At 70.8% G+C, this 26,272-nt stretch carries 26 protein-coding genes; 18 read left to right on the top strand and 8 right to left on the bottom strand.

The annotated features are described in order from the left end of the window. Positions 1 to 70 precede the first annotated feature (70 nt). Both IE274_RS15200 and IE274_RS15195 read left to right on the top strand, forming a co-directional pair. Positions 71 to 991: a hypothetical protein gene (locus IE274_RS15200; protein ID WP_190116247.1), complete on the top strand. Its 921-nt coding sequence runs from the start codon at positions 71 to 73 to the stop codon at positions 989 to 991. Positions 992 to 1,254: 263 nt separating this feature from the next. Further along, on the top strand, positions 1,255 to 2,919 hold the full coding sequence (locus IE274_RS15195; protein WP_190116246.1) for a DUF8823 domain-containing protein: 1,665 nt from the start codon (positions 1,255 to 1,257) through the stop codon (positions 2,917 to 2,919). Positions 2,920 to 3,050: 131 nt separating this feature from the next. On the opposite strand, the gene IE274_RS39490 is transcribed toward IE274_RS15195, so the two are convergent. After that, positions 3,051 to 5,885, bottom strand: coding sequence for a D-alanyl-D-alanine carboxypeptidase (locus IE274_RS39490; protein ID WP_229909556.1), 2,835 nt, complete (start codon positions 5,883 to 5,885; stop codon positions 3,051 to 3,053). Between the two features lie 169 nt (positions 5,886 to 6,054). Between IE274_RS39490 and IE274_RS15185 the strand changes: the two genes are divergently transcribed. The 3 genes from IE274_RS15185 (at position 6,055) to IE274_RS15175 (ending at position 8,530) form a co-directional block, all read left to right on the top strand. Beyond that, entirely contained in the window at positions 6,055 to 6,828 is a 774-nt protein-coding gene (locus IE274_RS15185) for a GOLPH3/VPS74 family protein (RefSeq protein WP_190116245.1), read from the top strand. A gap of 400 nt (positions 6,829 to 7,228) precedes the next feature. Then, the gene (locus tag IE274_RS15180) at positions 7,229 to 8,086 is read left to right on the top strand and encodes a helix-turn-helix domain-containing protein (protein ID WP_190116244.1); all 858 of its coding nucleotides are present in this window, start codon (positions 7,229 to 7,231) and stop codon (positions 8,084 to 8,086) included. 246 nt (positions 8,087 to 8,332) lie between these two features. Then, a complete protein-coding gene (locus IE274_RS15175) occupies positions 8,333 to 8,530 on the top strand; it encodes a DUF397 domain-containing protein (protein WP_190116243.1) in 198 nt (65 codons plus the stop codon). Between the two features lie 135 nt (positions 8,531 to 8,665). On the opposite strand, the gene IE274_RS15170 is transcribed toward IE274_RS15175, so the two are convergent. Next, positions 8,666 to 9,505: a hypothetical protein gene (locus tag IE274_RS15170; protein WP_190116242.1), complete on the bottom strand. Its 840-nt coding sequence runs from the start codon at positions 9,503 to 9,505 to the stop codon at positions 8,666 to 8,668. Between the two features lie 80 nt (positions 9,506 to 9,585). On the opposite strand from IE274_RS15170, the gene IE274_RS15165 reads away from it, so the two are divergent. From IE274_RS15165 to IE274_RS15145, 5 genes are all read left to right on the top strand, one after another. Next, a complete protein-coding gene (locus IE274_RS15165) occupies positions 9,586 to 10,371 on the top strand; it encodes an SDR family oxidoreductase (RefSeq protein ID WP_190116241.1) in 786 nt (261 codons plus the stop codon). Between the two features lie 289 nt (positions 10,372 to 10,660). Continuing rightward, complete coding sequence (locus IE274_RS15160) at positions 10,661 to 12,220, top strand: sodium:solute symporter family protein (RefSeq protein WP_190116240.1); 1,560 nt, start codon at positions 10,661 to 10,663, stop codon at positions 12,218 to 12,220. 138 nt (positions 12,221 to 12,358) lie between these two features. Further along, positions 12,359 to 13,261, top strand: a complete 903-nt coding sequence (locus IE274_RS15155) for a phosphotransferase family protein (RefSeq protein ID WP_229909555.1) — start codon at positions 12,359 to 12,361, stop codon at positions 13,259 to 13,261. A 20-nt stretch (positions 13,262 to 13,281) separates the two neighbouring features. Beyond that, positions 13,282 to 14,286 carry a GlxA family transcriptional regulator gene (locus IE274_RS15150; RefSeq protein WP_190116238.1) on the top strand — a complete coding sequence of 335 codons (1,005 nt, stop codon included), beginning with the start codon at positions 13,282 to 13,284 and terminating at the stop codon, positions 14,284 to 14,286. Beyond that, on the top strand, positions 14,283 to 15,083 hold the full coding sequence (locus tag IE274_RS15145; protein ID WP_190116237.1) for a DJ-1/PfpI family protein: 801 nt from the start codon (positions 14,283 to 14,285) through the stop codon (positions 15,081 to 15,083). The genes IE274_RS15150 and IE274_RS15145 overlap by 4 nt, the downstream gene beginning before the upstream one ends. 76 nt (positions 15,084 to 15,159) lie before the next feature. On the opposite strand, the gene IE274_RS15140 is transcribed toward IE274_RS15145, so the two are convergent. Both IE274_RS15140 and IE274_RS15135 read right to left on the bottom strand, forming a co-directional pair. Continuing rightward, positions 15,160 to 16,281 carry an ADP-ribosylglycohydrolase family protein gene (locus IE274_RS15140; protein WP_229909554.1) on the bottom strand — a complete coding sequence of 374 codons (1,122 nt, stop codon included), beginning with the start codon at positions 16,279 to 16,281 and terminating at the stop codon, positions 15,160 to 15,162. 116 nt (positions 16,282 to 16,397) lie between these two features. Continuing rightward, positions 16,398 to 16,892: a VOC family protein gene (locus IE274_RS15135; protein ID WP_229909585.1), complete on the bottom strand. Its 495-nt coding sequence runs from the start codon at positions 16,890 to 16,892 to the stop codon at positions 16,398 to 16,400. Between the two features lie 68 nt (positions 16,893 to 16,960). Between IE274_RS15135 and IE274_RS15130 the strand changes: the two genes are divergently transcribed. Further along, positions 16,961 to 17,803: a helix-turn-helix domain-containing protein gene (locus tag IE274_RS15130; RefSeq protein ID WP_190116236.1), complete on the top strand. Its 843-nt coding sequence runs from the start codon at positions 16,961 to 16,963 to the stop codon at positions 17,801 to 17,803. On the opposite strand, the gene IE274_RS15125 is transcribed toward IE274_RS15130, so the two are convergent. Together IE274_RS15125 and IE274_RS15120 are read right to left on the bottom strand one after the other, a co-directional pair. After that, a complete protein-coding gene (locus IE274_RS15125; protein WP_190116235.1) occupies positions 17,751 to 18,425 on the bottom strand; it encodes a hypothetical protein in 675 nt (224 codons plus the stop codon). The two genes, IE274_RS15130 and IE274_RS15125, sit on opposite strands and share 53 nt — an antisense overlap. Before the next feature lie 91 nt (positions 18,426 to 18,516). After that, positions 18,517 to 19,128 (bottom strand): DUF5753 domain-containing protein, encoded by a 612-nt coding sequence (locus IE274_RS15120; protein ID WP_190116234.1) that lies wholly within the window; start codon positions 19,126 to 19,128, stop codon positions 18,517 to 18,519. Between the two features lie 145 nt (positions 19,129 to 19,273). Here IE274_RS15120 and IE274_RS15115 point away from each other — a divergent pair, with 145 nt between their 5' ends. The 4 genes from IE274_RS15115 (at position 19,274) to IE274_RS15100 (ending at position 22,083) form a co-directional block, all read left to right on the top strand. Next, positions 19,274 to 19,501, top strand: coding sequence for a hypothetical protein (locus IE274_RS15115; protein WP_190116233.1), 228 nt, complete (start codon positions 19,274 to 19,276; stop codon positions 19,499 to 19,501). Continuing rightward, positions 19,479 to 20,006 carry a DUF6879 family protein gene (locus tag IE274_RS15110; protein ID WP_190116232.1) on the top strand — a complete coding sequence of 176 codons (528 nt, stop codon included), beginning with the start codon at positions 19,479 to 19,481 and terminating at the stop codon, positions 20,004 to 20,006. The genes IE274_RS15115 and IE274_RS15110 overlap by 23 nt, the downstream gene beginning before the upstream one ends. Before the next feature lie 24 nt (positions 20,007 to 20,030). Continuing rightward, entirely contained in the window at positions 20,031 to 20,882 is an 852-nt protein-coding gene (locus tag IE274_RS15105) for a helix-turn-helix domain-containing protein (RefSeq protein ID WP_190116231.1), read from the top strand. Positions 20,883 to 21,294: 412 nt separating this feature from the next. After that, positions 21,295 to 22,083, top strand: a complete 789-nt coding sequence (locus tag IE274_RS15100) for a hypothetical protein (RefSeq protein WP_190116230.1) — start codon at positions 21,295 to 21,297, stop codon at positions 22,081 to 22,083. A 174-nt stretch (positions 22,084 to 22,257) separates the two neighbouring features. Here the strand turns inward: IE274_RS15100 and IE274_RS15095 are convergent, their stop codons facing one another. Together IE274_RS15095 and IE274_RS15090 are read right to left on the bottom strand one after the other, a co-directional pair. Next, positions 22,258 to 23,112, bottom strand: coding sequence for a helix-turn-helix domain-containing protein (locus IE274_RS15095; RefSeq protein ID WP_190116229.1), 855 nt, complete (start codon positions 23,110 to 23,112; stop codon positions 22,258 to 22,260). Positions 23,113 to 23,483: 371 nt separating this feature from the next. Then, entirely contained in the window at positions 23,484 to 23,849 is a 366-nt protein-coding gene (locus IE274_RS15090) for a MerR family transcriptional regulator (protein WP_190116228.1), read from the bottom strand. Between the two features lie 146 nt (positions 23,850 to 23,995). Between IE274_RS15090 and IE274_RS15085 the strand changes: the two genes are divergently transcribed. From IE274_RS15085 to IE274_RS15075, 3 genes are all read left to right on the top strand, one after another. Beyond that, complete coding sequence (locus IE274_RS15085; protein WP_190116227.1) at positions 23,996 to 24,901, top strand: NADP-dependent oxidoreductase; 906 nt, start codon at positions 23,996 to 23,998, stop codon at positions 24,899 to 24,901. A 120-nt stretch (positions 24,902 to 25,021) separates the two neighbouring features. Continuing rightward, positions 25,022 to 25,831 (top strand): helix-turn-helix domain-containing protein, encoded by an 810-nt coding sequence (locus IE274_RS15080; RefSeq protein WP_190116226.1) that lies wholly within the window; start codon positions 25,022 to 25,024, stop codon positions 25,829 to 25,831. Continuing rightward, positions 25,828 to 26,103 carry a DUF397 domain-containing protein gene (locus IE274_RS15075; protein ID WP_190116225.1) on the top strand — a complete coding sequence of 92 codons (276 nt, stop codon included), beginning with the start codon at positions 25,828 to 25,830 and terminating at the stop codon, positions 26,101 to 26,103. The genes IE274_RS15080 and IE274_RS15075 overlap by 4 nt, the downstream gene beginning before the upstream one ends. The last annotated feature ends 169 nt before the right edge of the window (positions 26,104 to 26,272 follow it).

Raw genomic sequence — 26,272 nt, 5'->3', positions numbered from 1 at the left:
CGGCGCCACCCTCCACTCCTACCGGCGCGAGTACGTCCGCCTCACCCGCCCGGGAGCCACCCCGTGACCCGTGGCCCCCGGCGTACCGCCCTCGCCTCCTGCCTCACCGCCCTCGCCCTCCTCGCAGGCCACCTCCGGGTGGCCCGGCATCGACTGGATCGAGGATCTGGTGCTGCATCGGTCGGGGCCCGGGACGTACGCCCGGTGGGCGGCCGGGCGGCTGAGCTGGCGCGGCCCGGAGGTGCGGACGGCCTGGACGGCCTGGATGGCCTGGGCGCGGCTGCTCGGTGAGCGGTCGAGGAAGTCGGTCGATCTGTCGCTCACCACCTCGTACGAGGGGACCCGGGCCCCGGACGCCGGGCGGCCGGGGCCGAGAGGGTTCCTGAACTCCCCCGAGCTGGACTCCACGCATGAGCACCAGAGCGCCTTCATTCGCTATGTGTATGCGAACGCGAAGGGTAAAGAGGGCGCAAAAGCAGGTGGCGGCGGGGGCGTGCGGGTGGATCCGTCCGCGCGGTTCCTGTCGGGGCCCGCCGCCCACGACGACGCGTACGAGGTCGCGGGCGAGGTCGTGGGCGACATGGCGGCGGTCTTCCGCGGCGGCCCGGAGGCCCGCGAACTGGTGGCGCGGCTCTCCGGGAGCCAGGCGCGGCGGCTCTGGCACGAGGAGGCCGAGCCGGAGCTGCGGCCGTTCTTCCCGGGCGCGGCGCGACCCGCGGCCCACGGACCCGGGCGGCGACGAGGTCGCGGCGGTCCTCACCGGCGGCGCCAGGACGCTCTGCTTCGACGCCTCGGACGCGATGCCGCCCGCGCTGCGCGACGCCTTCCACCGCGCGGTGCTCCGCTACTTCCGGGCCCCTCGCCCGCCCGCCTCGGCACCCTCCTCGGCCAGCTCGACACCGTCCGCGCGGAGACTCGACGCCGTCCGCGCGGAGAGCGGCGGCGGAAGCCTCGCCCCGGACGCCCTCTGCGCGCCCCCGCGGTCGGGTGAGCCGCCGGGTGATCCGTCGGGTGAGTCGCCCCACACCCACCCCCGGAAAGGCCGCCCGACCTCGCCCGGAATGACCTGCGGGAACAGACATTCGGTTGCATACTGGCGTGGACCGGGCCCATGGGGTCGCTGTCTGCCAACCAATCCGCAGCGGTTAGCGTCTACTCCGAAGGAGTTGCCCCAGCCAGCCGAACGGACCGCCGACCGTGGCCTCTGCCGAACTGTCCTCCCCGTCACTCAGCCGAGCCGACCGGGGCAGTGGCATGCGCGAACCCTGGTACTGGCGCTACCGCATGCCGCTGATGATCACGGCAGGGCTGCTGCCGCTGTATCTGCTGTGGTGGACGGTCTTCGCGACCGGCGGCGGCGACCTCGCGGCGCAGGAGGCCTGGGCGGGCTTCGCCCGGCGCTACCCGGGCTCGGCGTACAGCCTCTTCTGGTACGGCGGCCTGCACACCGCCAACTACAGCGTCATCTCGCCGTACCTCATGGCCGCTTTCGGGGTACGTACGGTCGCGGCGGCCTCCGGGCTCGCCGCCACCTGGATGGCCGTGGCGCTGATCATGCGCAGCGGCATCCGCAAGCCGCTGTGGCCCTCGATCGTCGTGGGCTTCTCGCTGTGGTGCCAGGTGGTGTGCGGGCGGGCCACCTTCATGCTGGGCGTGGCGTTCGGCGTCGGCGCGGTCCTCGCGGCCACCGGCCCCACGAACCGGCTGCGGGTCGCGGCCGCCACGGCCTGCGCGGCGCTCGCGACGATGGGCAGCCCGGTCGCGGGCCTGTTCCTCGTCGTGGTGGGCGCCGCCCACCTGCTGAAACGCCAGTGGGGTCCGGCGCTCGCGCTGATCCTGCCGCCGTTCGTCGTGGTCGGCCTGACCACCTGGCTGTTCCCCTTCGAGGGCGAGCAGCCGATGGCGTTCATCCGGATCTTCCCGCCGGTGCTGCTGTGCGGGGTCGTCATCCTGGCGGCGCCGCGCTCCTGGAAGCTGCTGAAGGTGGGCGCCGCGGTGTACGCGGTGGGCGTGGTCCTTACCTGGCTGATCCCCACCCCGATCGGTACGAACGTCGAGCGCTTCGCCGAGATCGCGGCCCCGCCGATACTGCTGGCCGCCGTCCTGAACCGGAAGTTCCCCACCCTGCGGCTGCTGCGGCCCAGCGGCACGCCGCGCCACTTCTGGCATCGGACGGTGCTGATCTGCGCCGTCGTCCTCTCCCTCATCTGGGTGTCCGTCAAGACGACCTCCGACATAGTGGCGTACACCAAGGTGCCCACCTGGGCCGTCGAGACCGACGGTGTCGTCAAGGAGCTCAACCGCCTGGGTGCCGAGCGCACCCGCGTCGAGGTCGTCCCGGCCCGCGACCACCGCGAGGCCGCCGTCCTGTCGCCGTACATCAACATGGCGCGCGGCTGGAACCGCCAGGCCGACGTGGAGCGCGGCCGCCTGTTCTACGAGGGCCGCCCGGTCTCCGAGGTGCAGGAGGGCGCCTTCACCTCGTCCTCGTACCGCGCCTGGCTGAACCACTGGGCCGTCGGCTTCGTGGTGCTCTACAAGGGCGACGGCAGGCCGGACGGCGCCGCCGAGCGCGAGCACGACCTGGTGACCAGCGAGCCCAGCTATCTGGACCAGGTCTGGCACGACGACAACTGGCGGATCTACCGCGTCAAGGACCCCGTCCCGCTGGTCGACAAGCCCGGCTCCGTGGTGACCGCCGACGGCGCCCACCTCACCGTCCGCATGTCCGAGCCCGGCTCGGTCGTCGTCCGCGTCGCCTACTCGCCGTGGCTGTGGGCCGAGGGCGGCTGCCTCTACAAGGAGGGCGACTTCACCCGCCTGACGGTGAAGAAGCCCGGCGACGTGCGGATCGCGTCCAACTACGGGGGCCCGTCGGGGCCGCAGCCGAAGTGCGAGGAGCAGCCGGACAAGGACTAGGGCCTGATCCTGAGGGGCCTGAGGGACCTGCGGGACCTGCGGGGCCTCAGGGGCCTCAGGGGTACGGCAAAGGGGGTGGGGGCGAGCCGTCCGGCTCGCCCCCACCCCCTTCTCGTTCTTCTCGTCGCGGGTCAGCTCACCCGCGTCAGCTTCGCTCCGAAGCCCGGCTCCGAGAGGTCCTTCTGCAGGGCCACCGGCACCTTGATCGCGCCGCTGGTCGTGCCGTCGCCGACGAGCAGACGGCCGACGACCGTACCGGCCTTCGCGGAGTGCGGCGGCGTCTTGCCGCCGTCCTCAAGCTCCACCTTGACGGTCAGGCCGGACCAGCCGACGGCGGTGACGTTCTTGGTGGCGACGACCGGCGTGGTGCCGCCGAGGCCGTCGTCGACCTCACCGACGACCTCGCCCTTCTTCACCACGGTCTTGGCCTTGAGGGCCTCCTGCCCGGCCGCGATCAGGTCCTTGGTGACGTTGGTGACCAGGTCGATGTTGGCCACGCCGCCCGTACCGAACTGAGCGAGGGCCGCGCCGATGACCATGTGGGTCTTGCCGCCGATCCGCTTCTCCGCGGCGAAGAGGATGTTGCCGCCCGCGGCCGTGGTCGTGCCGGTCTTGATGCCGATGGCGACCGTCGGGACGAGCCCGAAGAAGTTCTTCTGCTTGTCGCCGTTGAGGTCCTCGTAGCTGCCCTGGCCCGCGATCTCCTTGAAGGTCGGGTTCTCCATCGCCACCCGGCCGAGCTTCACCAGGTCCTCGGCGGTCGACACGGTCGTCTTGTCGAGGCCGCTGGGGTCGGTGTAGCGCGTGTTCTTCATGCCGAGTTCCTTGGCGGTCTTGTTCATCTTGGCGACGAACTTGTCCTCGGAACCCTTGCTGTCCCAGCGCGCGAGCAGCCGCGCCACGTTGTTGGCGGACGGCAGCATCACGGCCTGCAGGGCCTCGTACTGGGTGAGCTTCTGGCCCTCGGTCACCTTGACCACGGACTCGTTGGCCGGCTTGCCCTTCTCGTAGTGCCGCTGCGCCTCGGCGTCGACCTCGATGGTCTCGCCGTCCTTGCCCTTCTTGATCGGGTGGTCGCGCAGGATCAGATAGGTCGTCATCACCTTGGCGATGCTCGCGATCGGCACCGGCTTCTGGCTGCCGGACGTGCCGAAGCTGCCGATGCCGTCGACGTCCATGGCCGCCTGGCCGTCCTCGGGCCACGGAATCGAGGGCTTGCCGCCGTCGAAGGAGTGCGAGGAAGCGGCCGTCAGCGTCAGCTTCGGCTCGGGCAGCGGACGCATCGCCTGTGCGACTGCGAACACAATCGCGAGGAGCACGACCAGCGGCGTCCAGATCTTGACCCGGCGCACGATGGTGCGGGTCGGGGTCTCCGGAGGCGGCGGCGTGTTCGTCAGCTCGGCGAGCAGGTCCAGCGGCGGCAGGGGCGGCAGCGGCTGCTGGCTGGTGCGGTCGCCCGGCGGGGGCGCCTGCGCCGGAGTACCCGCCGCTTGCGGGGTTGCCGGTGCGGGAGTGGCTGCGGGGGCCGAGGGCTGCGCGGCGGACTGCGCGGGTACGGGGCCGGGGGCAGCCGGTGCCTTCGGCGCGGGCTTGGTGCGGGGCTCGTCGAGGGGCTTGAGCGCGACGAACTTGCTGGTGCGCTCGGCCTCCGACTCGGTTGCCTTGGCGGCCTTGGGCTGGGCCTTGGCCGCGGGCTTGTCGTGCTCGTCGTGCTTGTCGTGCTTGTCTGCGGACCTCGGCTTCCGCTCGGGTACGTCCCCGAGCTTGAGCATCGTGGTCGGCTGGTCCACACCGGCGGAGCCGGGGCGGACGGCCTTGAAGACGGCGGTGGCCTGGTCGAGCCCGGTTTCGGGCTTGTCGGCGGCGGGCTTGGCGTCGCCTTCCGGCTTGGCCTTGGCGGCGGGCTCGGCGGCGGGCTTCGCCTTGTCGTCGGCCTTGGCGGGCTTGGCGTCGGCGTCCGGCTTCGAGTCGGCGCCGGGCTTCGAGTCGGGCTTCGGCTCGGCGTCGGCGCCGGGCTTGCTGTCGGCGTCCGGCTTGCTCGCGGCGTCCGGCTTGGCGACGGCCTTCGGGCCGAGCGTCAGGGTGGCGTCGGACTTCACCGGCGTCGGCTTGGCCTTGGCGGCGGGCTCCGGGTCGGCGTCGGAGTCCGGTTCGGCGGCGGCCTCGGGCTTGGCGTCGGCGTCGGGCTTGGCGGCGTCCAGCTTGGCGGCGTCCTCGGACTTGCTCTCGGACTTGGCCTCGGACTTGGCCTCCGACTTGGCCTCCGACTTCGCCTCGGACTTCCCGTTCACGCCCGGCCGGACGGTCTGGAACACCGCGGTGGCCCGGTCCACCCGGGGATCACGGGTCTCGTCCCCGGCGTCCCCGGCGTCCCCGGCGTCCCCGGCGTCCCCGGCATCCTCGGCCTCGGCCTTCGTGCCCTCCCCGTCACCGTTGGTCACCGCGTCGGTCTTCGCGTCGGGCTTCGCATCGGTCTTCGCGTCATCCGTCGGCGCCGCGGGCCGAGCAGCCGTGAACACAGCCGTGGCCATGTCGACCGCGGACCCCTCGGCCCCGCCGTCGGAAGCACCGCCGTCCGAAGCACCGCCGTCCGAAGCACCGCCGTCCGAAGCGTCCTCGGCCCCGTCGGCGCCCTCGGCCGCGCCGGTGGAGGAACCTTCCCGCTCGGCTTCGGCGGACGTCCCGCCCGCGCCGGGCCCCTCGTCCTCGACCGAGGAGGAACCTTCCCCCTCAGCCGCGCCGGAACCCTCTTCGTCGGCCCCGGCCACCCACGCGGCAACCGCGGCGCGCAGCCGTGCGTCTCCCTTGGCGTCGACCGGCGTGGCGCCGACCTCGCCGGGCGACGCCGACGAGGCGTCGGCCGCACCGTCCGAGGCGCCCCCGCCAGAAACCGTCTTAGACCTGTCGGGGAACTCGCCCGCCACCGATGCCTCCTCGTACTTGCCGTACTCGCCACGCCCAACCATGGCCCGGACCCGCTGTCCGAACCATGTACCAGTGTCCTGTGTGAGGGCTTAACCCCCGTGGTAGACGAGAACGACATACCTACTGGTTCCCGTACTTACCGGTCAGGCACTCTCGACAGATGAATGTGAGAGGGGTCACCCTGTCATTCATCCACGCGGGGAGGCATGGATGGGCAGGAGCCGCAGAACAATTCCGGAGGAGCTTCTGCTGCTCGCTCTGGACCCGGCCACGGGTACCACAGCGCAGCCGCAGTCGCTCGACCTGGGTCTGGCCGGAGCGCAGCTAGTAGAGCTGGCACTGGCCGGACGGATAGCCCCTGACGGGGATCGTATCGCCGTGGTGATGCCACGGCCGACCGGAGATCCGACCTTGGACTCCGCACTGGAACTGCTGCGCAGGCGCGGCAGCCCGGTTCGGGCGGTCCACTGGATCGGCGGGCCCCGACTGGGGCTGCGCCAGACCTACCTTTCGCATCTGGAGCGGTGCGGCATGGTGCATGCCGTGGCGGGTCAGATGTGCGGGGTACTGCCGACGACTCGCTACCAAGCGACGGACACGGCGATCAGCCGGGAAATCAGGTCCCGGCTGGATTCGGCGATCCGCACCGGCGTACCGCCGGACCCGCGGACCGCGGCGCTCGCCGCACTGGCCCACGCGGTCGGACTCGGCAAGCACCTGTATCCGGGCAACGAGGGACGCTCGTCCCGCTCCCGGCTGCGCGATCTGATCAGGCACGACCCGATGGGCGGCCTCGTGGCGCACGCCGTGATGGACGTCCAGAACGGTGTGGCGGCGCAACCGCGCCGCAGTCCCGCGACCACTGCGGGACAGGGCAGCGGGCGACAGCCCGCGCAGGCGGCGCGGACCGCACCGGACCCCGGCAGGGTGCCGATGCAGCCACGCCGGGGTGCGGGAGCCATGGCCCGCGCCGTGGCCCACTGAACGGGCCGCACCAGGCCACACCCGCAGCACACGCAGCGCCCGCTGCGCCCCTGCTGCACCCGCACCACGCGGCACCCGCAGCGCCCGCTGCACCGCTGCCGCACCCGCACCACACGCACCGCCAGGCACCACGCGCCGCAGTCCCCCAGACCCGGTTCGGGAGCCGCCGAGTCGCGCGGGCGGGGCACCGGAGCGTCCTCGACGGACGCCGGTGCCCGGCCCGCGCGGCCGCAACCGCCTCATGGGGCACGCCCGTTGGGCCAGCGCACCCGGCGCGCACCGCGCCGGCACCCCACACACCGCTGTTCTGCTGTTTCCCAGCGCCGAGTTGACCCGTGGTGGCACTCTGCATGGCAGCAGACACGCAAAGTAGAGGCATAGTGCCGGAGGTGCACGTCCCGTGGCGTCCAACGTCAATCCCACCGTCAGGCGTCGCCGGCTCGGCCAGGAGCTGCGTCGGCTGCGCGAGCTGAAAGGCATGACAGCCGAAGAGGTGGCCGAGCGGCTGCTCGTCTCGCAGTCGAAGATCAGTCGCCTGGAGAACGGCCGTCGTTCGATCAGCCAGCGCGACGTCCGCGACCTCTGCGGGGTGTACGAGGTCGAGGACCACCGCATCGTCGACTCGCTCATGCAGATGGCCAAGGACTCCCGCCAGCAGGGCTGGTGGCACTCCTTCGGCGACATCCCGTACAGCGTCTACATCGGCCTGGAGACGGACGCGGCGTCCTTGCGCGTCTACGATCCGCAGGTCGTCCCCGGCCTGCTCCAGACCAGGCCGTACGCGGAGGCCCTGATCACCGGCGCGCTGCCGGAGACCACCCCGACGGACATCGAGAAGCGGGTGCAGGTCAGGATGCGCCGCCAGGAGCGCATCGCGGCACCGGAGAATCCGCTGCGGCTGTGGACCGTCCTGGACGAGTCCGCGCTGCGCCGCGTCGTCGGCACCCGCACGCTGATGCGCGAGCAGCTGGAGTATTTGGTGGAGCAGTCCCAACTGCCGCACGTCACGGTGCAGGTGATCCCGTTCGACATGGGCGCGCATCCGGGTCTGAACGGTCAGTACGCGATCCTGGAGTTCCCGGACGCCTCGGATTCCAGCGTGGTCTACATCGAGGGCGTCACGAGCGATCTGTATCTGGAAAAGGCGAATGACGTGCAGCAGTACAGCGTCATGTACGAGCATTTGCGGGCACAGGCGCTGAATGTGGATCAATCCCGGCAGCTCATCGCGGACATCGCCAAGGACTACGCCCGCTGAGGTCCGCCAAGATCCATGGTGGCTGAAGCGCGCTGAAGTCCGCCCTGCTCGCGAAAGTGCGGCACAGTACACCTTCGCCATAGCGCGACGGAAGACCCCTCTGGAATATGCCATCCGGTTGAGTGAACGACCCATCCGCCGGTCGATGTTGGCGAGTAGCGTCATTCACGCCAACAGCAAGAACGTTGGCGTATACCGCTCTCAGGCGGATACAGCAATTCACCAACTGCGCAAAACGGAGCAAACATGGCAATTCAGCAAGGTGCGTCGCCCGCTTGGACCAAGTCTTCCTACTCCACCGGGAACGGCGCCTGCGTCGAGGTCAAGTCCCCCGTGACGCACGCGATCTCCGTACGTGACTCCAAGGTCACGGACGGCGCGGTCATCGCCTTCCCCGCCGCGTCCTGGAACGCCTTCGTGGCCGAGGTCCGCGACGGGAAGTAGGACCGCCGGTGATACGTGCCAGTACCGACACAACCGCATAGCAGCACCGCATGAGCCCTCTCGACTAGTCCGCCGTCCTGGCCGAGGGGGCTCGGCCTTTTCCGGCCGCCGCGGCTGCCACGGCCGCGGGGACGACTACCGGAGCTGGTCCACGTACCGGTCCGTCCCCGGCACGGTCGGCACGAACGGCGCCACCAGCTCCACCCGCCCGAGCCCCGAATCGGCGACCTGCTCGACGGCCCCGGCGAACCGCTCCTCCCAGCACTCGCGCGGATCGCACTCCAGGAACCACAGCAGGGTGACCCGCGTGCCGACGCCCTCGACCTGCTTCACGTACGTCATCCGGTCGCCCGGCAGCGGTGTCGGCCTGAAGACCGTCACCAGGGCGGCGGGCGAGCCCGCGAGGGCGCGCGGGAGGCGGCGGGCGAGCAGCCACTCCAGGAGTTCCGGCCGCCGCTCGGGGCTCTCGGCGTCGACGACTTCGAGGACGAGGCCCCGGTACGGATGGTCGAGGGCGTGGAAGTCGCGCGGCCCGGCGGCGCCGTCCCGGTACACGGTGGCCTCGTGGTCCTGGAAGGCCGTGAAGACGTGGGTGCGGGCCTGGTGGACGCGGCCGTCGCGGTTGAGGCGCTTGTTGATGCCGACGGTCCACTTCATGTGGTGGTCGTAGCGGCCCTCGGTGATCCAGTACGTGGAGAGGTAGCAGCCCGCCGTCACGGGCTCGGCGACCGCCGACTTCTCGGGCCTGCGCAGGAGTTGGAGGTCGCGGGTCGCCACCCAGCGCCGCCCCGCGTACATCCAGGGCATCGCCATGGCGCCCGCGTAGTAGTGGTCGTCCTCGTACCAGCGGTTGTAGGCGTGCTCCTGGCCCGGGTGCGGCTCGACCATGGTGATCAGCGCATGGCCGGGGCGCACTCCGTAGGGGCCGACGGCGGCCAGCTCGGCGTAGGCCTCGACGCGGGTGTCCTCAGTCACGGATCTCCCCTTCCTTCCTCCGTTGGACGCCCATACTCTGACGCCCCGTCAGGAAAACTGCCAGAGTCCGGAGGTTCCTCATGTCACTGCTCGACGGCAGGACCGTGATCGTCTCGGGGGTCGGCGCGGGGCTCGGCCACGAGGTCGCCGCGGCCGTGGTGCGCGACGGCGGCAACGCCGTGCTCGGCGCGCGCACGAAGGAGAACCTGGAGCGGTCCGCCGCCGCGATCGACCCGGGGGGCGAACGCGTCGCGCACCGGCCGACGGACATCACCGACGAGGGCCAGTGCGAGGCGCTCGCCGCCCTGGCCGTCGAGCGGTTCGGGCGGATCGACGCGCTGGTGCAGGTCGCCGCCTGGGACAGCTACTTCGGCGGCCTTCAGGACGCGGACTTCGGCACCTGGGACGGCATCCTCGACGTGAACCTGCTGGGCTCGCTGCGGATGACGCGGGCCTGTCTGCCGCACCTGAAGGAGCGCGGCGGCTCGGTCGTCCTCATCGGTACGCAGTCGTCGGTGGCCGCGCCCTCGCAGGTGCGGCAGGCCGCGTACGCGGCGTCGAAGGGCGCGCTGGTCTCGGCGATGTACTCCCTGGCCCGCGAGCTCGGCCCGCACCGGATCCGGGTGAACACCGTCCAGCCGGGCTGGATGTGGGGGCCGCCGGTGGAGGCGTACGTGAAGTTCACCGCGCACACCGAGGGCGTACCGGAGGCGGAGGTGAAGCGGCGGCTCACCGAGCGGATGGCGCTGCCGGAGCTGGCCACCGACGGGGACGTGGCGGACGCGTGCGTGTTCCTCGCGTCGGACCGGGCACGGGCGATCACGGGGCAGTCGCTGTTGGTGAACGCGGGGGAGCTGATGCGCTAGCCGCGGGCCCGGAAGGCGGGTGGGCGCCCGGCCCGGGACCTGCCCCCGAGGGGCGGCCGACAGGTACCCCTTCGGGGGCTTTCGTCGCCCTTCGAGGGTCACGTATATGAACCAAGGTCGCCAACTCGAACGATTTTACTTCCTCTTGACCATGCGGGCGGTTGTCCGCGCCCTCCCGCCGAACCGACTATGAGCGGGCACTTCGCGGCCGTTCAGGCGCCATGTCGACAAGTGGGCGCCGTTTCAGCGGAGTTGACCGAGTTCACAAGTCGGACCCCTGGGAGGGGCAATGAACGGTCTCGACTGGGCCGTGCTCATCGCGTATTTCGGCGTGATGGTCGCGATCGGCGTCTGGTCCCACAAACGCGTGGACAACGTCAGTGACTTCTTCACGGCCGGCGGGAAGATGCCCTGGTGGCTGTCCGGCATCTCGCACCACATGTCGGGCTACAGCGCGGTGATGTTCACCGGTTACGCGGGCATCGCCTACACCTACGGTGTCACGTCCTTCATCACCTGGTCGTTCCCGATCGCGCTCGGCATCGCCATCGGCGCCCGCCTGTTCGCGCCGCGCATCAACCGGCTGCGCTCGCGCCTGCACGTGGCGTCCCCGCTCGAGTACTTGAAGAACCGCTACAACCTCAAGACCCAGCAGGCGCTCGCCTGGTCCGGAATGCTCCTGAAGATCGTGGACGTGGGCGCGAAGTGGGCCGCGATCGCCACCCTCCTCTCCGTCTTCACCGGCGTCTCCCTCAACCAGGGCATCCTCATCACCGGCGTGATCACGGCGATCTACTGCACGATCGGCGGCCTGTGGGCCGACGCCCTCACGGAGCTCGGCCAGTTCATCATCCAGCTCCTCGCCGGTGTCGCCATGTTCGTGGCGGTGATCGCGAAGCTCGGACCGTACGGCGGGTTCTTCGGCGTCTGGGACGAGCCCGCCCTGGACGGCCACGCGAAACCGCTGGTCGGCCCGTACGGAACGGTCTTCCTCCTCGCCTTCCTCTTCATCAAGCTCTTCGAGTACAACGGCGGCATGCTCAACCAGGCCCAGCGCTACATGGCCACGGCCAACGCCCGCGAGGCCACCCGCTCCGCGAAACTGTCCGCCGTCCTCTGGCTGGTCTGGCCGCTCGTCCTCTTCTTCCCCATGTGGATGTCGCCGCTCCTCGTCGACGCGAAGAAGCCCGACGGCTCCGACTCCTACGCCCTGATGACCGAACAGCTCCTCCCGCACGGCCTCCTCGGCCTGGTCATCGTCGGCTTCTTCTCCCACACCATGGCCATGTGCTCCTCCGACGCCAACGCCATCGCGGCCGTCTTCACCCGCGACGTCGCGCCGGTCCTCTCCAAGCGGGCCCGCGCCTGGAACGACCACGCCGGACTCATCGCGGCCCGCCTCACCACCGTGATCTTCCTCGGCCTGTCCATGGCGGTGGCCACGCAGGTCAACTCGCCCGCCTTCAAGGACATCATCACCGTCGTCATCAAGTGGGTCGCCGGTCTGATGGGCCCCATCGCCATCCCGATGATGCTCGGCCTGCTGCGCCCGTTCCGCCGCTCAGGACCCACGGCCGCGCTCACCAGCTGGGGCCTCGGCCTGCTCGCCTTCTGGCTGGTCAACTACCCCATCCACTGGAACGTGGACGGCGGCGTGCCGCTCCAGTACCAGGTGTCGATCCCGCTCGCCGTCTCGCTGGTCCTCTACATCGCGATCGGGTACTTCAAGCCCGAGGACACCCCCGAACGGGACGCTCTGATCGAGCGGATCAACACGGACGACGATGACTCGGCCGCGGTGGCCCTGCCGACGCAGGCGGAGCCCACGGAGCCCAAGACGGTCGGCTGAACCCGGCCCCCGGGGGGCTGCGACCCCAGCCCCCCGGGTCTTAATCCCGTGCGCGTGCCGTCGTCCGGATGATGGGGTGGCGTGGTGACCCACCACGACGAAACGGCGTCGGCTGTCCGCCCGTTGACCCTGTCCTGGGTGAACCGCCACCTGAAGACCGACGAACGAATCCTCACCACCGAAACACTGCACGGCGGCATCACCGCCGAAATCCGGAAGCTGACCATCGGCGCCCGGGACGGCGGCACCCGTGCCCTGGTCCTGCGGACCTTCGTGAACGCGGAGCACGCCGAGGACTCCCTGCACCGGGAGGCCGACGCCCTGACCCTGCTCACGGAGACCGCCGTACCGGCTCCGGCCCTGATCGCGGCCGACCCGACCGCGGCGCACTGCGAGCACCCCTCGCTCCTGATGACCCACCTGGCCGGCCGCACGATCCTCGACGACGAGGGAGCGGAGGCACGCGTCCCTCTCCTGGCCCGCCAACTGGCGGCGATCCACGCGCTGCGCCCCACCGAGCGCCCCCGCACGTACACGGCGTGGACGACCGCCGACACCGTCGTCACGCCGAAGGGCGCGGACGCGACGACGTGGGCGGCGGCGATCGACGTGATCCGGAAGCCCCCACCACCTTACGAAGGCCGTTTCCTGCACCGGGACTTCCACCCCGGCAACGTCCTCTTCGCCGCGCGGTCCCCCAGCCCGGCACCTCCCCGCATCACCGGCGTCGTCGACTGGGCGACCACCTCCTGGGGCCCCACAGACCTGGACGTGGCCCACTGCTCCACCAACCTCGCCCTGCTGCACGGCCCGGAGTGGGGCCTGCGGTTCGCCGAGGCGTACGAGGAGGCGGGCGGGACGCTGGCCGCGACGGCGCACGCACGCCGGTACTGGCAGGTGCGGGACGCGCTGGCGTTCTCGGAGGAAGTGGCGTCGGTGTCGCAGCCGTGGCGGAAGGCGGGGAGAACGGAGCTGACGACGCGAGCTGTGGAGGAACGGCTGGACGCGTATGTCACGACCCTGATGACCACACCGACCTGACCCCGTGTGGAATGCCCCCCATGCACACCGCGAGACGCGTACTCATCGTGGCGTACGACAACGCCCAGATCCTCGACATAGCCTGCCCGAGCGGCGCTCTGGACATAGCGAACCGCTACGGCGCGAACCCCCCGTACCGGATAGACCTGGGCACGGTGGGCCGCCGCCCGGCACACAGCTCGGCGGGCATAGCCCTGGCGGCGGGCCAGCGACTGGAAACGGTGACGGGCGAGTTGGACACCCTCCTGGTGGTCGGCGGCGCGGGCTACGAGGAGGCGGCGGCCGACCCCCGCCTGGTCGCCCAGGTCCACCGCCTGGCGGAGCACAGCCGCCGCGTCGCCAGCGTCTGCACCGGCGCCTACGTCCTGGCGGCCGCGGGCCTGCTGGACCACCGCCGGGCGACGACCCACTGGGGCTACGGCGACAGGCTGGCGGCCCGCCACCCCTCGGTGGCCGTGGACGTGGCCCCCCTCTACGTCCGCGACGGCAACGTCTACACCTCCGCGGGCGTCACCAGCGCCCTGGACCTCACCCTCGCCCTGATAGAGGACGACCACGGCCCCACCCTCGCCCGCGCGGTGGCCCGCGAGCTGGTCTCGTACCTCCACCGCCCCGCCGACCAGGCCCAGATCAGCATGTTCCTGGCGGCCCCGCCCCCGGGCGACCGTCTGGTACGCGACCTCGCGGGCCACATCGCGGCCCACCTGGCCGACGACCTGACGCCCGCCGCGCTCGCCGCCCGCGCGGGCGTGAGCACCCGGCACCTGACCCGCCTGTTCTCCGCCCACCTGGGCACGACCCCGGCCCGCGCGGTGCGGGCGGCCCGCACGGAGGCGGCCGCCCACCTGGTCCGCGCCAGCGAACTCCCCCTGTCCGCGATCGCCCGCCGCTGCGGCTTCGGCTCCGCGCAGACGTTGCGGCAGGCGTTCCTCGACCACTACGGCATGGGCGGGGACAGGATTCGCAGGATGCCGGACATGCCCCGTCCACGCGCACCGCAACCCGCGCAGACTCCCGTGCCATGACGCACCCCACCACCCGCCGCACCCTCCTGCGCGGCACCGCCGCGGCAGCCACGGCCGCCCTCGCCACGACAGCCCTGACCCCGACGGCCCACGCCGACACCGCCCCGTACCCCGCGAACCGCAGCACCGACCCCGGCACCCCACCCACCGGCCCCCGCATCGGCATCCTCCTCTACGACGGCTACAGCCTCCTCGACCCCACCGGACCCGCCGAAGTCCTCTCCCGCGTCCCCGGCGCGAGCGTCACGATGCTGGCCGAACGCCGGGGCCCGGTCCGCACGGACACCGGCGACGTGGCCGTGCTGGCGGAGCGCACCCTCGACGAGGCGGGCCGCCTGGACGTCCTGCTCGTACCGGGCGCGGGCAACCGGGGCACGATCGCGGCGATGGAGAACCAGCCGCTCCTGGAGTGGATCAGGCACACGAACCGCCGCACCCGCTTCACCACGTCCGTGTGCACGGGCTCCCTCGTCCTCGCGGCGGCGGGCCTCCTGGACGGCCGCCGCGCGACGACGTACTGGGCGTCGGCCCCGTACCTGGAGAAGACCTTCGACATCACGTACGTGCCGGAACGCTACGTGCGGTCGGGGAAGTTCATCACGTCGGCGGGCGTCTCGGCGGGCCTGGACATGGCCCTGTACCTGGCGGCGCGGCTCACGGACGACGACACGGCACGGGCGATCCAGCTGGCCGTCGAGTACGACCCGCGGCCGCCGTTCGACGCGGGTGACGCGCAGCAGGCGAGCGCGGAGCTGAAGGCGCGGGCGCTGAAGATCCTGGCGGATTCGCAGGTCTGACGGATTCGCAGGTCTGACGGTTGCGCAGGTCTGACGGCCTCGCAGGTCTGACGGTCCGGGCTCGGACGGCCCGGCCTCAGGCCCGCGGATAGCGGGCGAGCCACCCGGGCGCCGCCCCCGCCGGGCTGTGCAGGGCGGGCCCCTGCGTCATCTCCATGGCGAAGTCGTCGGCGAGTTCGAGAACGGTGGCCCGCCCCTCCAGCTCGGTGAGCCACCCCGGCGGCAACGCGGTCTCCCCGTGCAGCGCGCCGAGCAGCGCCCCGCACAACGCCCCGGCCGCCGCCGACGGCCCGCTGTGGTTGATGGCGAGCCGCAGCCCGTGCCGGATGTCCTCGCCGACGAGGGCGCAGTACACGGCGGCGGCGAGCGCGCCGACGGCCCCGCCCTCGCCGACGAGTTCCTCGACGCGGCCGGCCGTGGGCATGCCCTGGCGGACGGCGCCGAGGGCGTGCCGCAGGGCGTCGGTGACGGGCTGGTGGCCGGGCCGGGCGGCGAGCAGGGCGAGGGCGCGCTGGATGGCGCCGTCCAGCGACTCACCGCGGGCGAGGCCGTGCACGAGGAGGGTGTGCGCGCCGGCGGTGAGGTACGCGACGGGGTGCCCGTGGGTCTGGACGGCGCACTCGACGGCCAGCTGCAGCACGAGCTGCGGCTCCCACCCGACGAGCAGCCCGAAGGGCGCGGACCGGGTGGCGGCCTCGGGCCCTTGCTCGCCGGGGTTCTTGGGTACGTCGAGCGTGCCCATGCGGTCGTCGGCGAGCCCGGTGAGGCAGGCGCGGGCGGGGTCGCGGCGGGCGTACAGCCACTCCTCGCGGGCCAGCCAGCCGTCTTCCCTGCGGCGCTCGTCGGGCCCCCAGTCGCGCTGGGTCGCGGCCCAGCGCCGGTAGGCCCGGTGCAGGTCGGTGGGCGGGTGCCAGGCGCCGGTGTCGCGGCGGACCTGTGCGCGTATCAGTCCGTCGACGGTGAACAGCGCCAGCTGCGTGGCGGCGGTGACGGCGCCGCGCCCGCCGCCGTGCGCGGCGGCGAGTTCGGTGAGCCCCTCGGCGCCGTGCGCCTCGCGGATCGCGCCGAGGCCGAAGCCGTCGACGGGCGCGCCGAGCGCGTCACCGACGGCGGCCCCGAGCAGCGTTCCGCGCACCCGGCTGCGGAAGTCCTGCTGCTCGGTGCGGCCCCACACACCGGTGGCTGCTGCAGTGCTCACCGAACCCCCTTTCCCGTGCCCTGGCGTCCGACTCCGCAGCACTGTAATCGAACGGGAACGGTGGGTTCAGGGCCCAAGTGGTTTGTACGGAGGTGCCCTTTCTCTGCCTCCGACCGCTAGTTCCCGGACGGGGTTGGCCGGTGTTCGACGTACTCGATGACGGTGCCGTCGGGGTGCCGGGCGGTGAACCCCGTACCCGTGGGAACCCGGTGCGGCGCGACCAGGATCTCGGTGCCCTCCTCGGCGGTGAGCCGGTTCAGATAGGCGTCGGCGGAGTCGACGAGCAGCGTCCCGTCGGTGGCCCGAAATGGCTCAAGGACGTCCTCGGCGGCCTCGACGAGCAGAAAACTTCCGACGACGGCGAGGGTGAGTTCCCGGGCCGGATACGTGAAGTACATGTCCCGTTCGGTGCCGAGCAGCCGCTCGTAGAAGGCGGTGACGGCGTCCAGCGTGCCGGGCGGGGTGTAGACGCGGATGAGGGTGCGGGGTTCGGTGAGGTGGGAGGAGTCGTTGTGGCGGCGGATGACGACGGGGGTGCCGGTGACGACGGGGGTGTCGGTGACGGCAGGAGTGCCGGTCGCGACGGCGGGGGTGTCGGTTGTTTCGGTCATGCGGCAAGCATCCGGCCGGGAATGGGGCCCGCCAGGCGGGTGTTCATGGGGTGAGCGGAGGTCACAGGATGACGGACACGGCCCAGGGGGTACGGGGCGCGCTGCGGCGCGAGCTGGGCGGCTTCCTGCGCGCGCACCGCGAGCTGCTGGCCCCGGCGGACGTGGGGCTGCCGCGCACCCCGCGGCGGCGCACGTCCGGGCTGCGGCGCGAGGAGGTCGCGGCGCTGTCGGGGGTGTCGGTGGCCTGGTACACGTGGCTGGAGCAGGGGCGCGTGGACACGTCCCGGCAGGTGCTCGACGCGGTGGCGCGGGCGCTGCGGATGGACGGTGCGGCGCGGGAGCACGCGCTGGCGCTCGCGGGGTTCGCCCCGGAGGGACCGGGCGGACCGAACGGGCTGGGCGGGCCGGACGCCTCGGACGCACTCGCCACACCGCACGCCGTGGCGGTCAACCACCAGCACCTCCTGGACAGTTGGCCCACCAGCCCCGCCCTCCTCCTCGGCCCCGCCCTGGACCTCCTCGCCTGGAACACCGCGTACGCCACCCTCTGGCCGGACCCCGCCGCCGTACCCGCCGACCGCCGCAACCTGCTGCTCCTGCTGACCGGCGACCCCCACCACCAGCGCCTCCTGCCCGCCTGGCAGCCGCTGGCGATGGACCTCTACCGCCACTTCCGCACCCGCGCCGACCGCGCCCCGCTGTCCGCGCGCTTTGGGCAGCTGACGGCCCGGCTGCGCGCCGAGCGGCCCGACCTGGAGGAGTGGTGGGACTGCCGCTCGGTGGGCGAATTCGCCCCGCGCACCATGGAACTGGCCTTTTCCGACGGCCAGTTGGCGCGCTACGGCGTGACGCTGCTGCTCACCCCTGAGCCTCGGGGCGGGGCAGTTCTGGTGCAGACTCCGGCTCACTGAGCGGCGGCTGCGGCTGCGGCTGCGGCTGCGGCCCGGCGTACCGCGCGCGGACGGCGTCCCGGGCGGCGATCACGCGCGCGAGGCGGGGGCCGAGGCGGGCACGGTCGGCGCCGGGCGCGTGCAGCAGGGCGGTGAGGTCGTCGGCGAGTTCGGCCAGGTCGGCCCAGTGGGTGGTGGGGGCCTCGGCGAGGGCGAGGAGGCGGGCGAGGCGGGCGTCCAGGGCGGTCCAGTCGGCCAGGCCCGCGGCGATCAGGACGTACAGGTAGTCGTGCCACGGGGAGGGTTCGTCGCTGCCGCGGGCGAGGTGGACGGCCCGCCGCCACAGGGGGCGGGCGGCGGCGGCCCCTTCGGCGCCGCCGACGGCGAGGGCGAGCAGTTGCAGGCCGCCGGCCTCGTCGGCCTCGTACGCGGTGAGGGCGGCACTGCGGGCGCGGGCCCACCGTCCGGTCACGCGGTACGCCTTGCTCAGCGCCTCGACGGCGTCACTGCCACCGTCCGCCAACTCCGCTTCTTCAGCGGCCAGTTGGGCGAGGGCGAGCCCGGGGCGACCGCACCACAGGTGCACATCGGCGGTCGTGCGCCGCGCCCACGACGGGTCCCCGCCGCCGGTTTCGACGGGCAAGTGTTCCATCAGGGGCCCGGGCGCGGGACCGGTAGCGTCCGGCGGGTACGGCGAAGGCCCCCTCGCCATGGGTGAGGGGGCCGTTTCGTACTCAGTCGAGCGCTGCCAGTTCAGCACGGACGATGGCCTTGGCGTCCTCGCCGTACACCGCCGACTGCTCCAACAGCCCGAAAGCCTTCTGGTAGCGGTCGATCTGCTGCTGGTCCGTTCGGGTCGGGCAGTCACCGAACAGTTCGATCTCGACCCGCTTGCCATCGAAGATCCCGAAGGAGTGGCCTGGGAAGACCGCGAGGAGGCTACGGTCAGGGATGACGCCGAGAGTGAGGCCGGGCAGCTCGAAGGACTCCAGAAGCCGATTCAACTGACCGCGCATGACGTCAGCACCGCCGATGTTCTTGCGCAGCGCCTCTTGGCAGAGCAGTACGTGATACGTCCGGCCCCCCTTGCCGATCAGTTCGGCGCGAGCCGTACGGGCTCGTACGCCGTCCTCCACATCATCCGGCGTCTCAAAGAAGTTGACAACCAGACGGAGCATGGCGCGTACGTAGTCGGGGGTCTGCAAGTTGCCCCAGACCACCTCGGGGCAGTAGTTCTTCGACTCCTTGGTCTTGCCGACCAGATCCAAGAACGCTTCCTGCGTCGGCCCCATCCCCTCTTCGAGCAACTCGTCCCAAGTCTTCTGCGAAGCAGGTGTGTTGGACATGACTTGAGCCTCCCCCAGGCGCGGGCGGAATCAATCGCGCCCTGACCTTAAGACCGTGCAAGTTCACGCAAGTCCGCTGCGCGACAGGGTGACTTAAGTGCAAGCTCGTACACAGAGATCGTCTTCAACGAGCAAGGTGGTCACCATGGCATTGCGCATGCTGGGCAAGGACCCGAACTCCCCCGAGGGCAAGTCGGCGACTGTCTACTACGACGATGTGGCGGACAGGTACCTCGTCCAAGGACTGAAGGTGCTGGACGCGGAACGGCTCTCCCAGATGGATCTTCCCGACTACGAGACAGTGGTGGAGATCCCCACGTACATGGTGCAGTTCTTCCCGGAGGTGGACGGTGGCCGAGGAGCCGACGTTTGAGGGGTTGTTCCGGCAGGCGAAGCGCTCTGCCGTGCACCTGGAGATGCGGGACGGCTACATGCGGTCGGACCCGAGCTACGTCTCCTGGAAGCAGGACCCTCACAGCGTCGCGGCCGAACGTGACCCGGACTCACGGCCCTGGCTCGGGCTGATGAAGGAGATCACCAGTCGTGGGGTGGAGGTGCGTCGCGCTCGGATCTTCTCCGAGCCGATGAGCGAATACCTGCGCTTTGAGCACTACCTCACGCCCAGCAACGTGGGTGCTGGTGAGCAGGTCCGTTGGCTACCGCGTCGCAAGGCGTCCGCCATCGCCCTCCCCGGCAACGACTTCTGGTTGTTCGATGACAGCCTCGTCGTCTTCCTGCACTTCACCGGAGAAGGTGAGCTGTCGCCAGAAGGCGATGAGGAACGCACAACAGCACCAGAAGTAGTACGGCTTTGCTCGACGGCCTTCGAGGCGGTCTGGGAGCGCGCCACGCCGCACGAGGAGTACAGGCCGGTCTGATGCGCGAACAGGACTGACACCCCCGTGTCCCCGTCGCCGTCGTCAAGCGTCCGGAGCGCCAAGCAAGCGCTCGGGAAGCGTCTCCGAGAGATCCGCAAGGACTCCGGCAAGACCGCTCGCGCCGTGGCGGCGGCGGCAGGGTGGCACGAGTCGAAGAGTTCCCGTCTGGAGAACGGCAAGACGCCTCCTTCCGACGAAGACATTCGGATCTGGACCCGCATCTGCGACGCGGAGGACCAGGCCGCGGACCTCATCGCCACCGCACGCGGCATCGACGGCATGTACGTCGAATGGCGCCGCCTGGAAAGCGGTGGCCTCAAGCGCGTCCAAGAGTCAGTGCTTCCACTCTTCCAGCGCACTCTCTGGTTCCGCTTCTATCAGTCCTGGGTCGTCCCCGGCCTCCTTCAGACCGAGGACTACACCCGAGCCGTGCTGAACACGGTCGTGTCCGTCCGAGACACCGTGGACGACGCTGAAGAGGCCGTCGCGGCACGAATGGAGCGACAACGCGTACTGCACGCCGGGGGACGGCGTTTCGCGTTCTTGATCGAAGAATGGGTTCTCCGCACCGTCATCGGTGACGCGGAGACGATGGTCACCCAGCTCGGGCACCTGATCGGCATGACGGCAACGCCCGCCGTGAGCCTCGGTGTGATCCCCATGGGCGTGGTGCGAGGCAACGCATGGCCCACGGAGTCGTTCGCGATGTACGACGAGGCTCAGGTGTCGGTCGAACTGGTCTCTGCCGGTCTCACGGTGACACAACCCCGTGAGATCGCCGACTACGGCAAGGCGTTCGCGGAACTGGCCAGCATCGCCGCCTATGGAGCAGCCGCCAGAAAGCTGATCACTACGGCGATCGACACCTGCCAGTGAATCTGTGCAAGTCCGTAGAAGTTCATTGAGCCCCGGGACCCCATAGCTCGATCCTCAAAGCATCGCCAGTAACCCCCTGGATGCCCTCCCCGGCGTTCCTTGGACCGGTTGGCCGGGGAGGAGCAACGCCCGTCGGAGCGGGCGAGTGAGTGCACAACGAGCAGGGGAGGCGCCCCTGTTCGCAGCTTGAGGAGGCGCAAGCCTGTGACTCTCAAGGAAGCACTGCGACGCAAGGCTACCCCTCGTGGTGGCGACGATGACGGCGGTCACGGATCCGATGGCACCGACATCGAGGACGGTGACGGCGGGGGCGGTAGCGGCTCCCCCGGCCACTGATTGAAACCGGCCCCCGGCTTCGGTCGGGGGCCGCTCCTTCTCCGACCACATCGCCACCTGGATAGGCGCTGCCCAAGTGCATCTTCTTGTCGTTGACTGGGACTTCTTCTTCCCCACCCCCGCCGCCGGCGCTCCGCTCGGTGACCATCCCGAGCTGTTCGCCTGGCCGATCGCCGAAGACGCCACCCACGTCGAAGCCATGTGGTTGAAACGGCTGCGGGACTTCGAGCGGGCCGACGTCGAGCTTCCCCGCTGTCACGGCTACGAGGGCTTCTGGGACCGCTTCGACATCGCACCCGAGGCACCGGTCTACTACGCCGACTCGAACGCCTGGGCCGCCCACATCTTCCCCTCCAACCTCGGAGGCGAAGGCGGCTGGGAAAGCGTCCACCTCTATGACGCGCACCACGACTGCGGCTACAAGAGCAACACCGCGACGTTCGAGGAGTGGAAGGCCAAGGGGCAGATCAGCGCCGAGAACTGGATGCTCGCGCACTACTGGAGCCGGTCGAAACTGTTCGTCCACTTCCCGCCCTGGCGGGAGTCGATGGCCAGGCCCACTGAGCAGCCCGTCATTCCCGTCAGCATGGTCATTGATGGCGGGGAGGCACCGAACGACACCTTCGACGCGGTCTTCCTGTGCCGTTCCGGCGCGTGGGTGCCGAGCTGGTGTGATGACCAGTTCGAGGATTTGCTGAAGGCCTGCCCGGCTCGGCCGGTGGAGCATCCGCGCAACGCGTGGAACCAGCCCCGAGCAGATGTAAGGCGCATGGCGGTGCTTTCCCGGCGCGTCAGGCACTGGCGACAGGACGCTGGCATCGCCGGTCACGCGCCATGGGTGCGACGAAGGCCCCCTCGTCGCTGACGAGGGGGCCTTCGTTCTACTGGAGCGCCCGGCAGGCCTTGCACCTACATTTCCCATCGGATGATGGGCGTCTTTCCTTGGACCACAGACGCGCGACTCCCGTGCTGTGCACCGAAGTTACGTATTGATCGTACACCCTCGTGAGGGCCCGTCAGACCACCTCCGCGCCCCGCCCTACGCCGCCGCCCGGCCCGGGCGGCAGTCACGGCACCGCCCCGGCCGCTCTCCTCGGAAGGCGCGCTCGCACCCGTCGCAGTTCTGCAGCGGCAGGGGGCGCGCGGTCGCCTTTCGTGGTTCTGGCCCCTCGTGCAGGGGCGGTGGCATCAGCTCCGTCAGGCGGTGGGCGAGGAGGGCGGCGGGGCGGCGGAGCGGGTCCTGTGGGAGGTCGGTGGTGAGGGCGTGCCGTACGACGGTGGGTGGGACGCCGCGCTCCAGCCAGGTGGTGACGGCGGGGGCGAGGCGGTGGACGTCGCGTTCGGCGAGGAGGAGGCGGGGGTCGTGGGTGCGGAGGCCGGTGAGGAGGGTGGTGGCGGTGGGGTCGCTCGGCGCCGCCGGGGCCGGGGGTGGTGCCGGTGCCGGGGGCGGTGCGGGGGCCGGTTCCCGGTCCGGCGGCGGTACCGGCTGCGCGGGCGCCTGCGGCCGGACGTACGCCTGTGACCGGGCGTACGCCTGCGGGATGTTGTACGAAATCGTGCGCGTCACGATGCGGCCGGAGGGGAGGCGTTCCTTGGTCCGGGCGAGGTAGCCGTGGGTTTCCAACTCCCGCAGCGCGGCGGCGATGCGCATCTCGCCCTCGGGGAAGCGCTGGGCCAGCGCCTTCACCCCGATCCGGGACCCGGCGGGCAGCGACTGGATGTGGACCGCGAGGCCGATGGCCGTGAGGGACAGCTCGTGGTGCTGGGCGAGGTGGTTTCCGACCACGGTGAAGCGGTCCGGGTGGCGTTCGGTGACGTGGTGAAGTCCGGCTCCGGAACACCCGGAAGGGCCGGACTCATGGCGCGCGGGCGCGCTAGGCTGCTGTGCAGTCATCAGGAAGGCTCTTCTTCCTCGGTGAACAGGCCCTCGCACTGGGATGCCAGTCCCGGCGAGGGCCGTTTCATGTCTTGGGTTGTCGCCGCTGACGCTGCACCATCGACTGCCGTATATGCCAGCGGAGTTGGCGATGTTCACCCGCGAGAGTGAGCGGCGGGGCAGGTGGGGTGGGGTGAGTGCTTTCCCCGGTCCTTTTCTTTGGCGTCGGGCCTGCCCGGGTCCTGGATGCCCACGACCCGGCGGGGCTTGCCCGGGGCCTGGATACGCACGACCCGGCGGGGCCTGCCCGGGTCGCGGATCCCCACGATCCGGCGTGCTCCGTACGCACGCACCCGATCCCTCACCGGCCCGGACCCGGCCCAGCACCTTCACTGCATGTGAGAGCAGTCGGCATCCGGGTCCCGCGTGAGGGCGATCACGTCGTCGAGCCGGTCGCGTACGGCGAGCAGGTCGGTGATCCGCTGGTCGATGCGGAGCCGCTCGGCCTCCATCTGGTCCAGGAGTTTCGGGGGCGCCTCACCCGAGTCCACGCACGGCAGCACGTCGCGGACCACTCTGCTCGGGAGGCCCGCGGCATACATCTGCTGGATCAGCCGGACTCGCTGGACGGCGGAGTCGGGGTAGTGCCGCTGACCGCCGGGGCTGCGGCGCGCCGGGAGCAGGTCCTGCTCCTCGTAGTAGCGCAGCGCCCGGACGCTCACTCCCGTCTTCTCGGCGACCTCACCTATGCGCACTGGCCCTCCTCCGTCCGGGCGGCCCGCCCGGCTTGCACCTGACGTCAACGTCAGCTTTTAGCGTAGGGCGCGTCGGCGCTCGCCGAACATTCACCCCACTGATCTCATGTACGGCCTGTTCAGGCCGCGTCGAAGGGCAGAACGTCATGCGCGCAGTCCGCTATCACGAGTACGGCGGTGTGGAGACCCTCGTGGTCGAGCAGGCACCGGACCCGCACCCCGGGCCCGGCGAGATCCGCGTCCGCGTCGCGGCGGCCGGCGTCAACCCCGTGGACTGGAAAGTACGTTCTGGTGCGGTGCGGGAGGTGCTCCCCGTGGACCTGCCCGCGATCCCCGGGCGTGACGCCGTCGGCGTGGTCGACGAGACCGGCGCGGGCGTGCGGGGCGTCAGCGTCGGCGACCGCGTCTTCGGGCTCGGCGGCGTCACCGGCGCGACAGCGGAGCTGGCCGTGCTCTCGGCCTGGGCCCACGCGCCCACCACATGGACCGACGAGGAGGCCGCCGGTGCCGGTCTGGCATCCGTGACCGCGATCGGCGGGCTGAAGGCGCTCGGCCCCCTGCGGGGGCGCACCCTTCTCATCGAGGGCGCCGCCGGAGGCGTGGGCAGTGCCGCGGTCGAGATCGCGGCGGCCCAGGGCGCCACCGTGATCGGTACGGCCAGCGTGCGCAACCACGCGTTCCTCACCTCCCTCGGAGCCGCCCCCACCACCTACGGCACCGGCCTCGCGGAACGCCTCGCCACCCTGGCTCCGGACGGTGTCGACCTCGCCCTCGACACCGCCGCCTCCGGGTCCCTGGCCGACCTCATCGCGATCGTGGGCGACCCCGCCCGCGTGTCGACGATCGCCGACTACGCCAACGCGCAGCGCCTGGGCGTACATCTGGCCAACGCCGAGAACGACTCCGCACTCCTCGCCGAAGCGGGCGAACTCGGCCGCCAGGGCCGCTACACGCCTCGCGTCGAGCGGACCTACCCGCTCGACCAGATCGCGGCCGCGCACGCACACTCCGAGCGCGGCCGCACACGGGGAAAGATCGTGGTCCGCATCTGAGCTCGCCCCCTCCGCCCGTGCCCCCTCCTGTCTACCCTGAACACCAAGTGAGTCGATACACAGTGCAACTGTCCGGGTACGGTCCGGAGTTGCCCGGCTCGTACGCGGAAGGTGGGCCGCATGGAGGACGAGGAAGCCGCAGCGGTGCTCAAGGCCGTGGGCCGCCAGATCAAGGCGTGGCGCGAGGCAGCGGCGATGAGCCGGGCCGAGTTGGGCGCGGCCATCGGGTACGGCGACGAGATGGTGTCGTCGGTCGAGCGGGGGCGACGCATCCCGAAGCCGGAGTTCCTGGACAACGCCGATGAGGCGCTGGGGGCGGGCGGGAAGATCTCCGCGATGAAGCGGGACGTGGAGGAGGCCCGGTACCCGAAGAACGTTCGGGACTTGGCCAAGTTGGAGGCGCAGGCCGTGGAGCTCGGGGCCTACGCAAGCCACCACATCCACGGCCTGCTCCAGACCCCGGAGTACGCACAGGCGCTGTACGAGATGCGGCGGCCCTCGTACACGGAGGAGGAAATCGACCGCCTGGTCGGCGCCCGCATGGCGAGGAAGGCCGTCTTCGAGCACATCCCCCGGCCACTGATCACCTTCGTCCAGGAAGAGGTGACACTACTACGGCCCATCGGGGGCAGAATGGTGTTGCGGCAACAACTCGAACACCTGTTGGAAGTTGGCAGGTTGAGGCATGTGGAGATCCAGGTCATGCCAACGGATCGTGACGACCATGCTGGCATGGCGGGCTCACTCCAACTGCTGAAGCTTCGGGACAGAACGTCGATCGGGCACTCAGAAGCCCAGCTTTCCAACCGAGTGATCAGCGACTCCCGGGAAGTCCAGATCATGGAGATGCGCTATGGAATGATCCGGGCGCAGGCCCTCACGCCGCAGGAGTCCCTGGCCTTCATCGAGAACTTACTGGGAGAGGCATGACCCCCAACACCCAGGCTGCCGCGACTGGTCCGGCACTGAAGTGGATCAAGAGCAGCTACAGCGGCAACGACGACGCCGATTGCGTCGAGGTCGCCTTGCAGTGGCGCAAGAGCAGCTACAGCAGCAACGACGGGCCTGAATGCGTCGAGGTCGCCATAGCCCCGACCTGCGCCACCGTCCACATACGCGACTCCAAGAACACGGCAGCCGCCCACCTCACCGTCGCCGACTCCGCCTGGTCGGACTTCGTCGGGTTCGCGATGACGCACTGATCGCGCCAACCCGCACGGTTCCAGCCGCCGTTCGTCGTGAGTTGTCCGCGTACTTCCCCGGAATTGTCCGTGATCCGTAACAGACGGATCCTCCGGCCCGTGTGCCTCATCCTGCCAGGTGGTCGCGAGGCGGCCGGGGCGCACTGAGGGACTTCGCAAAGGGGCGGAC

Origin of the sequence: Streptomyces flavofungini (assembly GCF_014650815.1) — a bacterium.
Lineage (GTDB): Bacteria > Actinomycetota > Actinomycetes > Streptomycetales > Streptomycetaceae > Streptomyces > Streptomyces flavofungini.
The sequence above is the reverse complement of the archived record's forward strand: the minus strand, read 5'-3'. Positions and strand labels throughout refer to the sequence as shown.

What these genes read in the sequence shown, in the direction of transcription:
- IE274_RS15195 (WP_190116246.1), top strand. Translation starts at nt 1,255, where the DNA reads ATGCGCGAACCCTGGTACTGGCGCTACCGCATGCCGCTGATGATCACG.
- IE274_RS39490 (WP_229909556.1), bottom strand. Translation starts at nt 5,885, where the DNA reads ATGGTTGGGCGTGGCGAGTACGGCAAGTACGAGGAGGCATCGGTGGCG.
- IE274_RS15185 (WP_190116245.1), top strand. Translation starts at nt 6,055, where the DNA reads ATGGGCAGGAGCCGCAGAACAATTCCGGAGGAGCTTCTGCTGCTCGCT.
- IE274_RS15175 (WP_190116243.1), top strand. Translation starts at nt 8,333, where the DNA reads ATGGCAATTCAGCAAGGTGCGTCGCCCGCTTGGACCAAGTCTTCCTAC.
- IE274_RS15165 (WP_190116241.1), top strand. Translation starts at nt 9,586, where the DNA reads ATGTCACTGCTCGACGGCAGGACCGTGATCGTCTCGGGGGTCGGCGCG.
- IE274_RS15160 (WP_190116240.1), top strand. Translation starts at nt 10,661, where the DNA reads ATGAACGGTCTCGACTGGGCCGTGCTCATCGCGTATTTCGGCGTGATG.
- IE274_RS15150 (WP_190116238.1), top strand. Translation starts at nt 13,282, where the DNA reads ATGCACACCGCGAGACGCGTACTCATCGTGGCGTACGACAACGCCCAG.
- IE274_RS15145 (WP_190116237.1), top strand. Translation starts at nt 14,283, where the DNA reads ATGACGCACCCCACCACCCGCCGCACCCTCCTGCGCGGCACCGCCGCG.
- IE274_RS15135 (WP_229909585.1), bottom strand. Translation starts at nt 16,892, where the DNA reads ATGACCGAAACAACCGACACCCCCGCCGTCGCGACCGGCACTCCTGCC.
- IE274_RS15130 (WP_190116236.1), top strand. Translation starts at nt 16,961, where the DNA reads ATGACGGACACGGCCCAGGGGGTACGGGGCGCGCTGCGGCGCGAGCTG.
- IE274_RS15120 (WP_190116234.1), bottom strand. Translation starts at nt 19,128, where the DNA reads ATGTCCAACACACCTGCTTCGCAGAAGACTTGGGACGAGTTGCTCGAA.
- IE274_RS15115 (WP_190116233.1), top strand. Translation starts at nt 19,274, where the DNA reads ATGGCATTGCGCATGCTGGGCAAGGACCCGAACTCCCCCGAGGGCAAG.
- IE274_RS15095 (WP_190116229.1), bottom strand. Translation starts at nt 23,112, where the DNA reads ATGACTGCACAGCAGCCTAGCGCGCCCGCGCGCCATGAGTCCGGCCCT.
- IE274_RS15085 (WP_190116227.1), top strand. Translation starts at nt 23,996, where the DNA reads ATGCGCGCAGTCCGCTATCACGAGTACGGCGGTGTGGAGACCCTCGTG.
- IE274_RS15080 (WP_190116226.1), top strand. Translation starts at nt 25,022, where the DNA reads ATGGAGGACGAGGAAGCCGCAGCGGTGCTCAAGGCCGTGGGCCGCCAG.
- IE274_RS15075 (WP_190116225.1), top strand. Translation starts at nt 25,828, where the DNA reads ATGACCCCCAACACCCAGGCTGCCGCGACTGGTCCGGCACTGAAGTGG.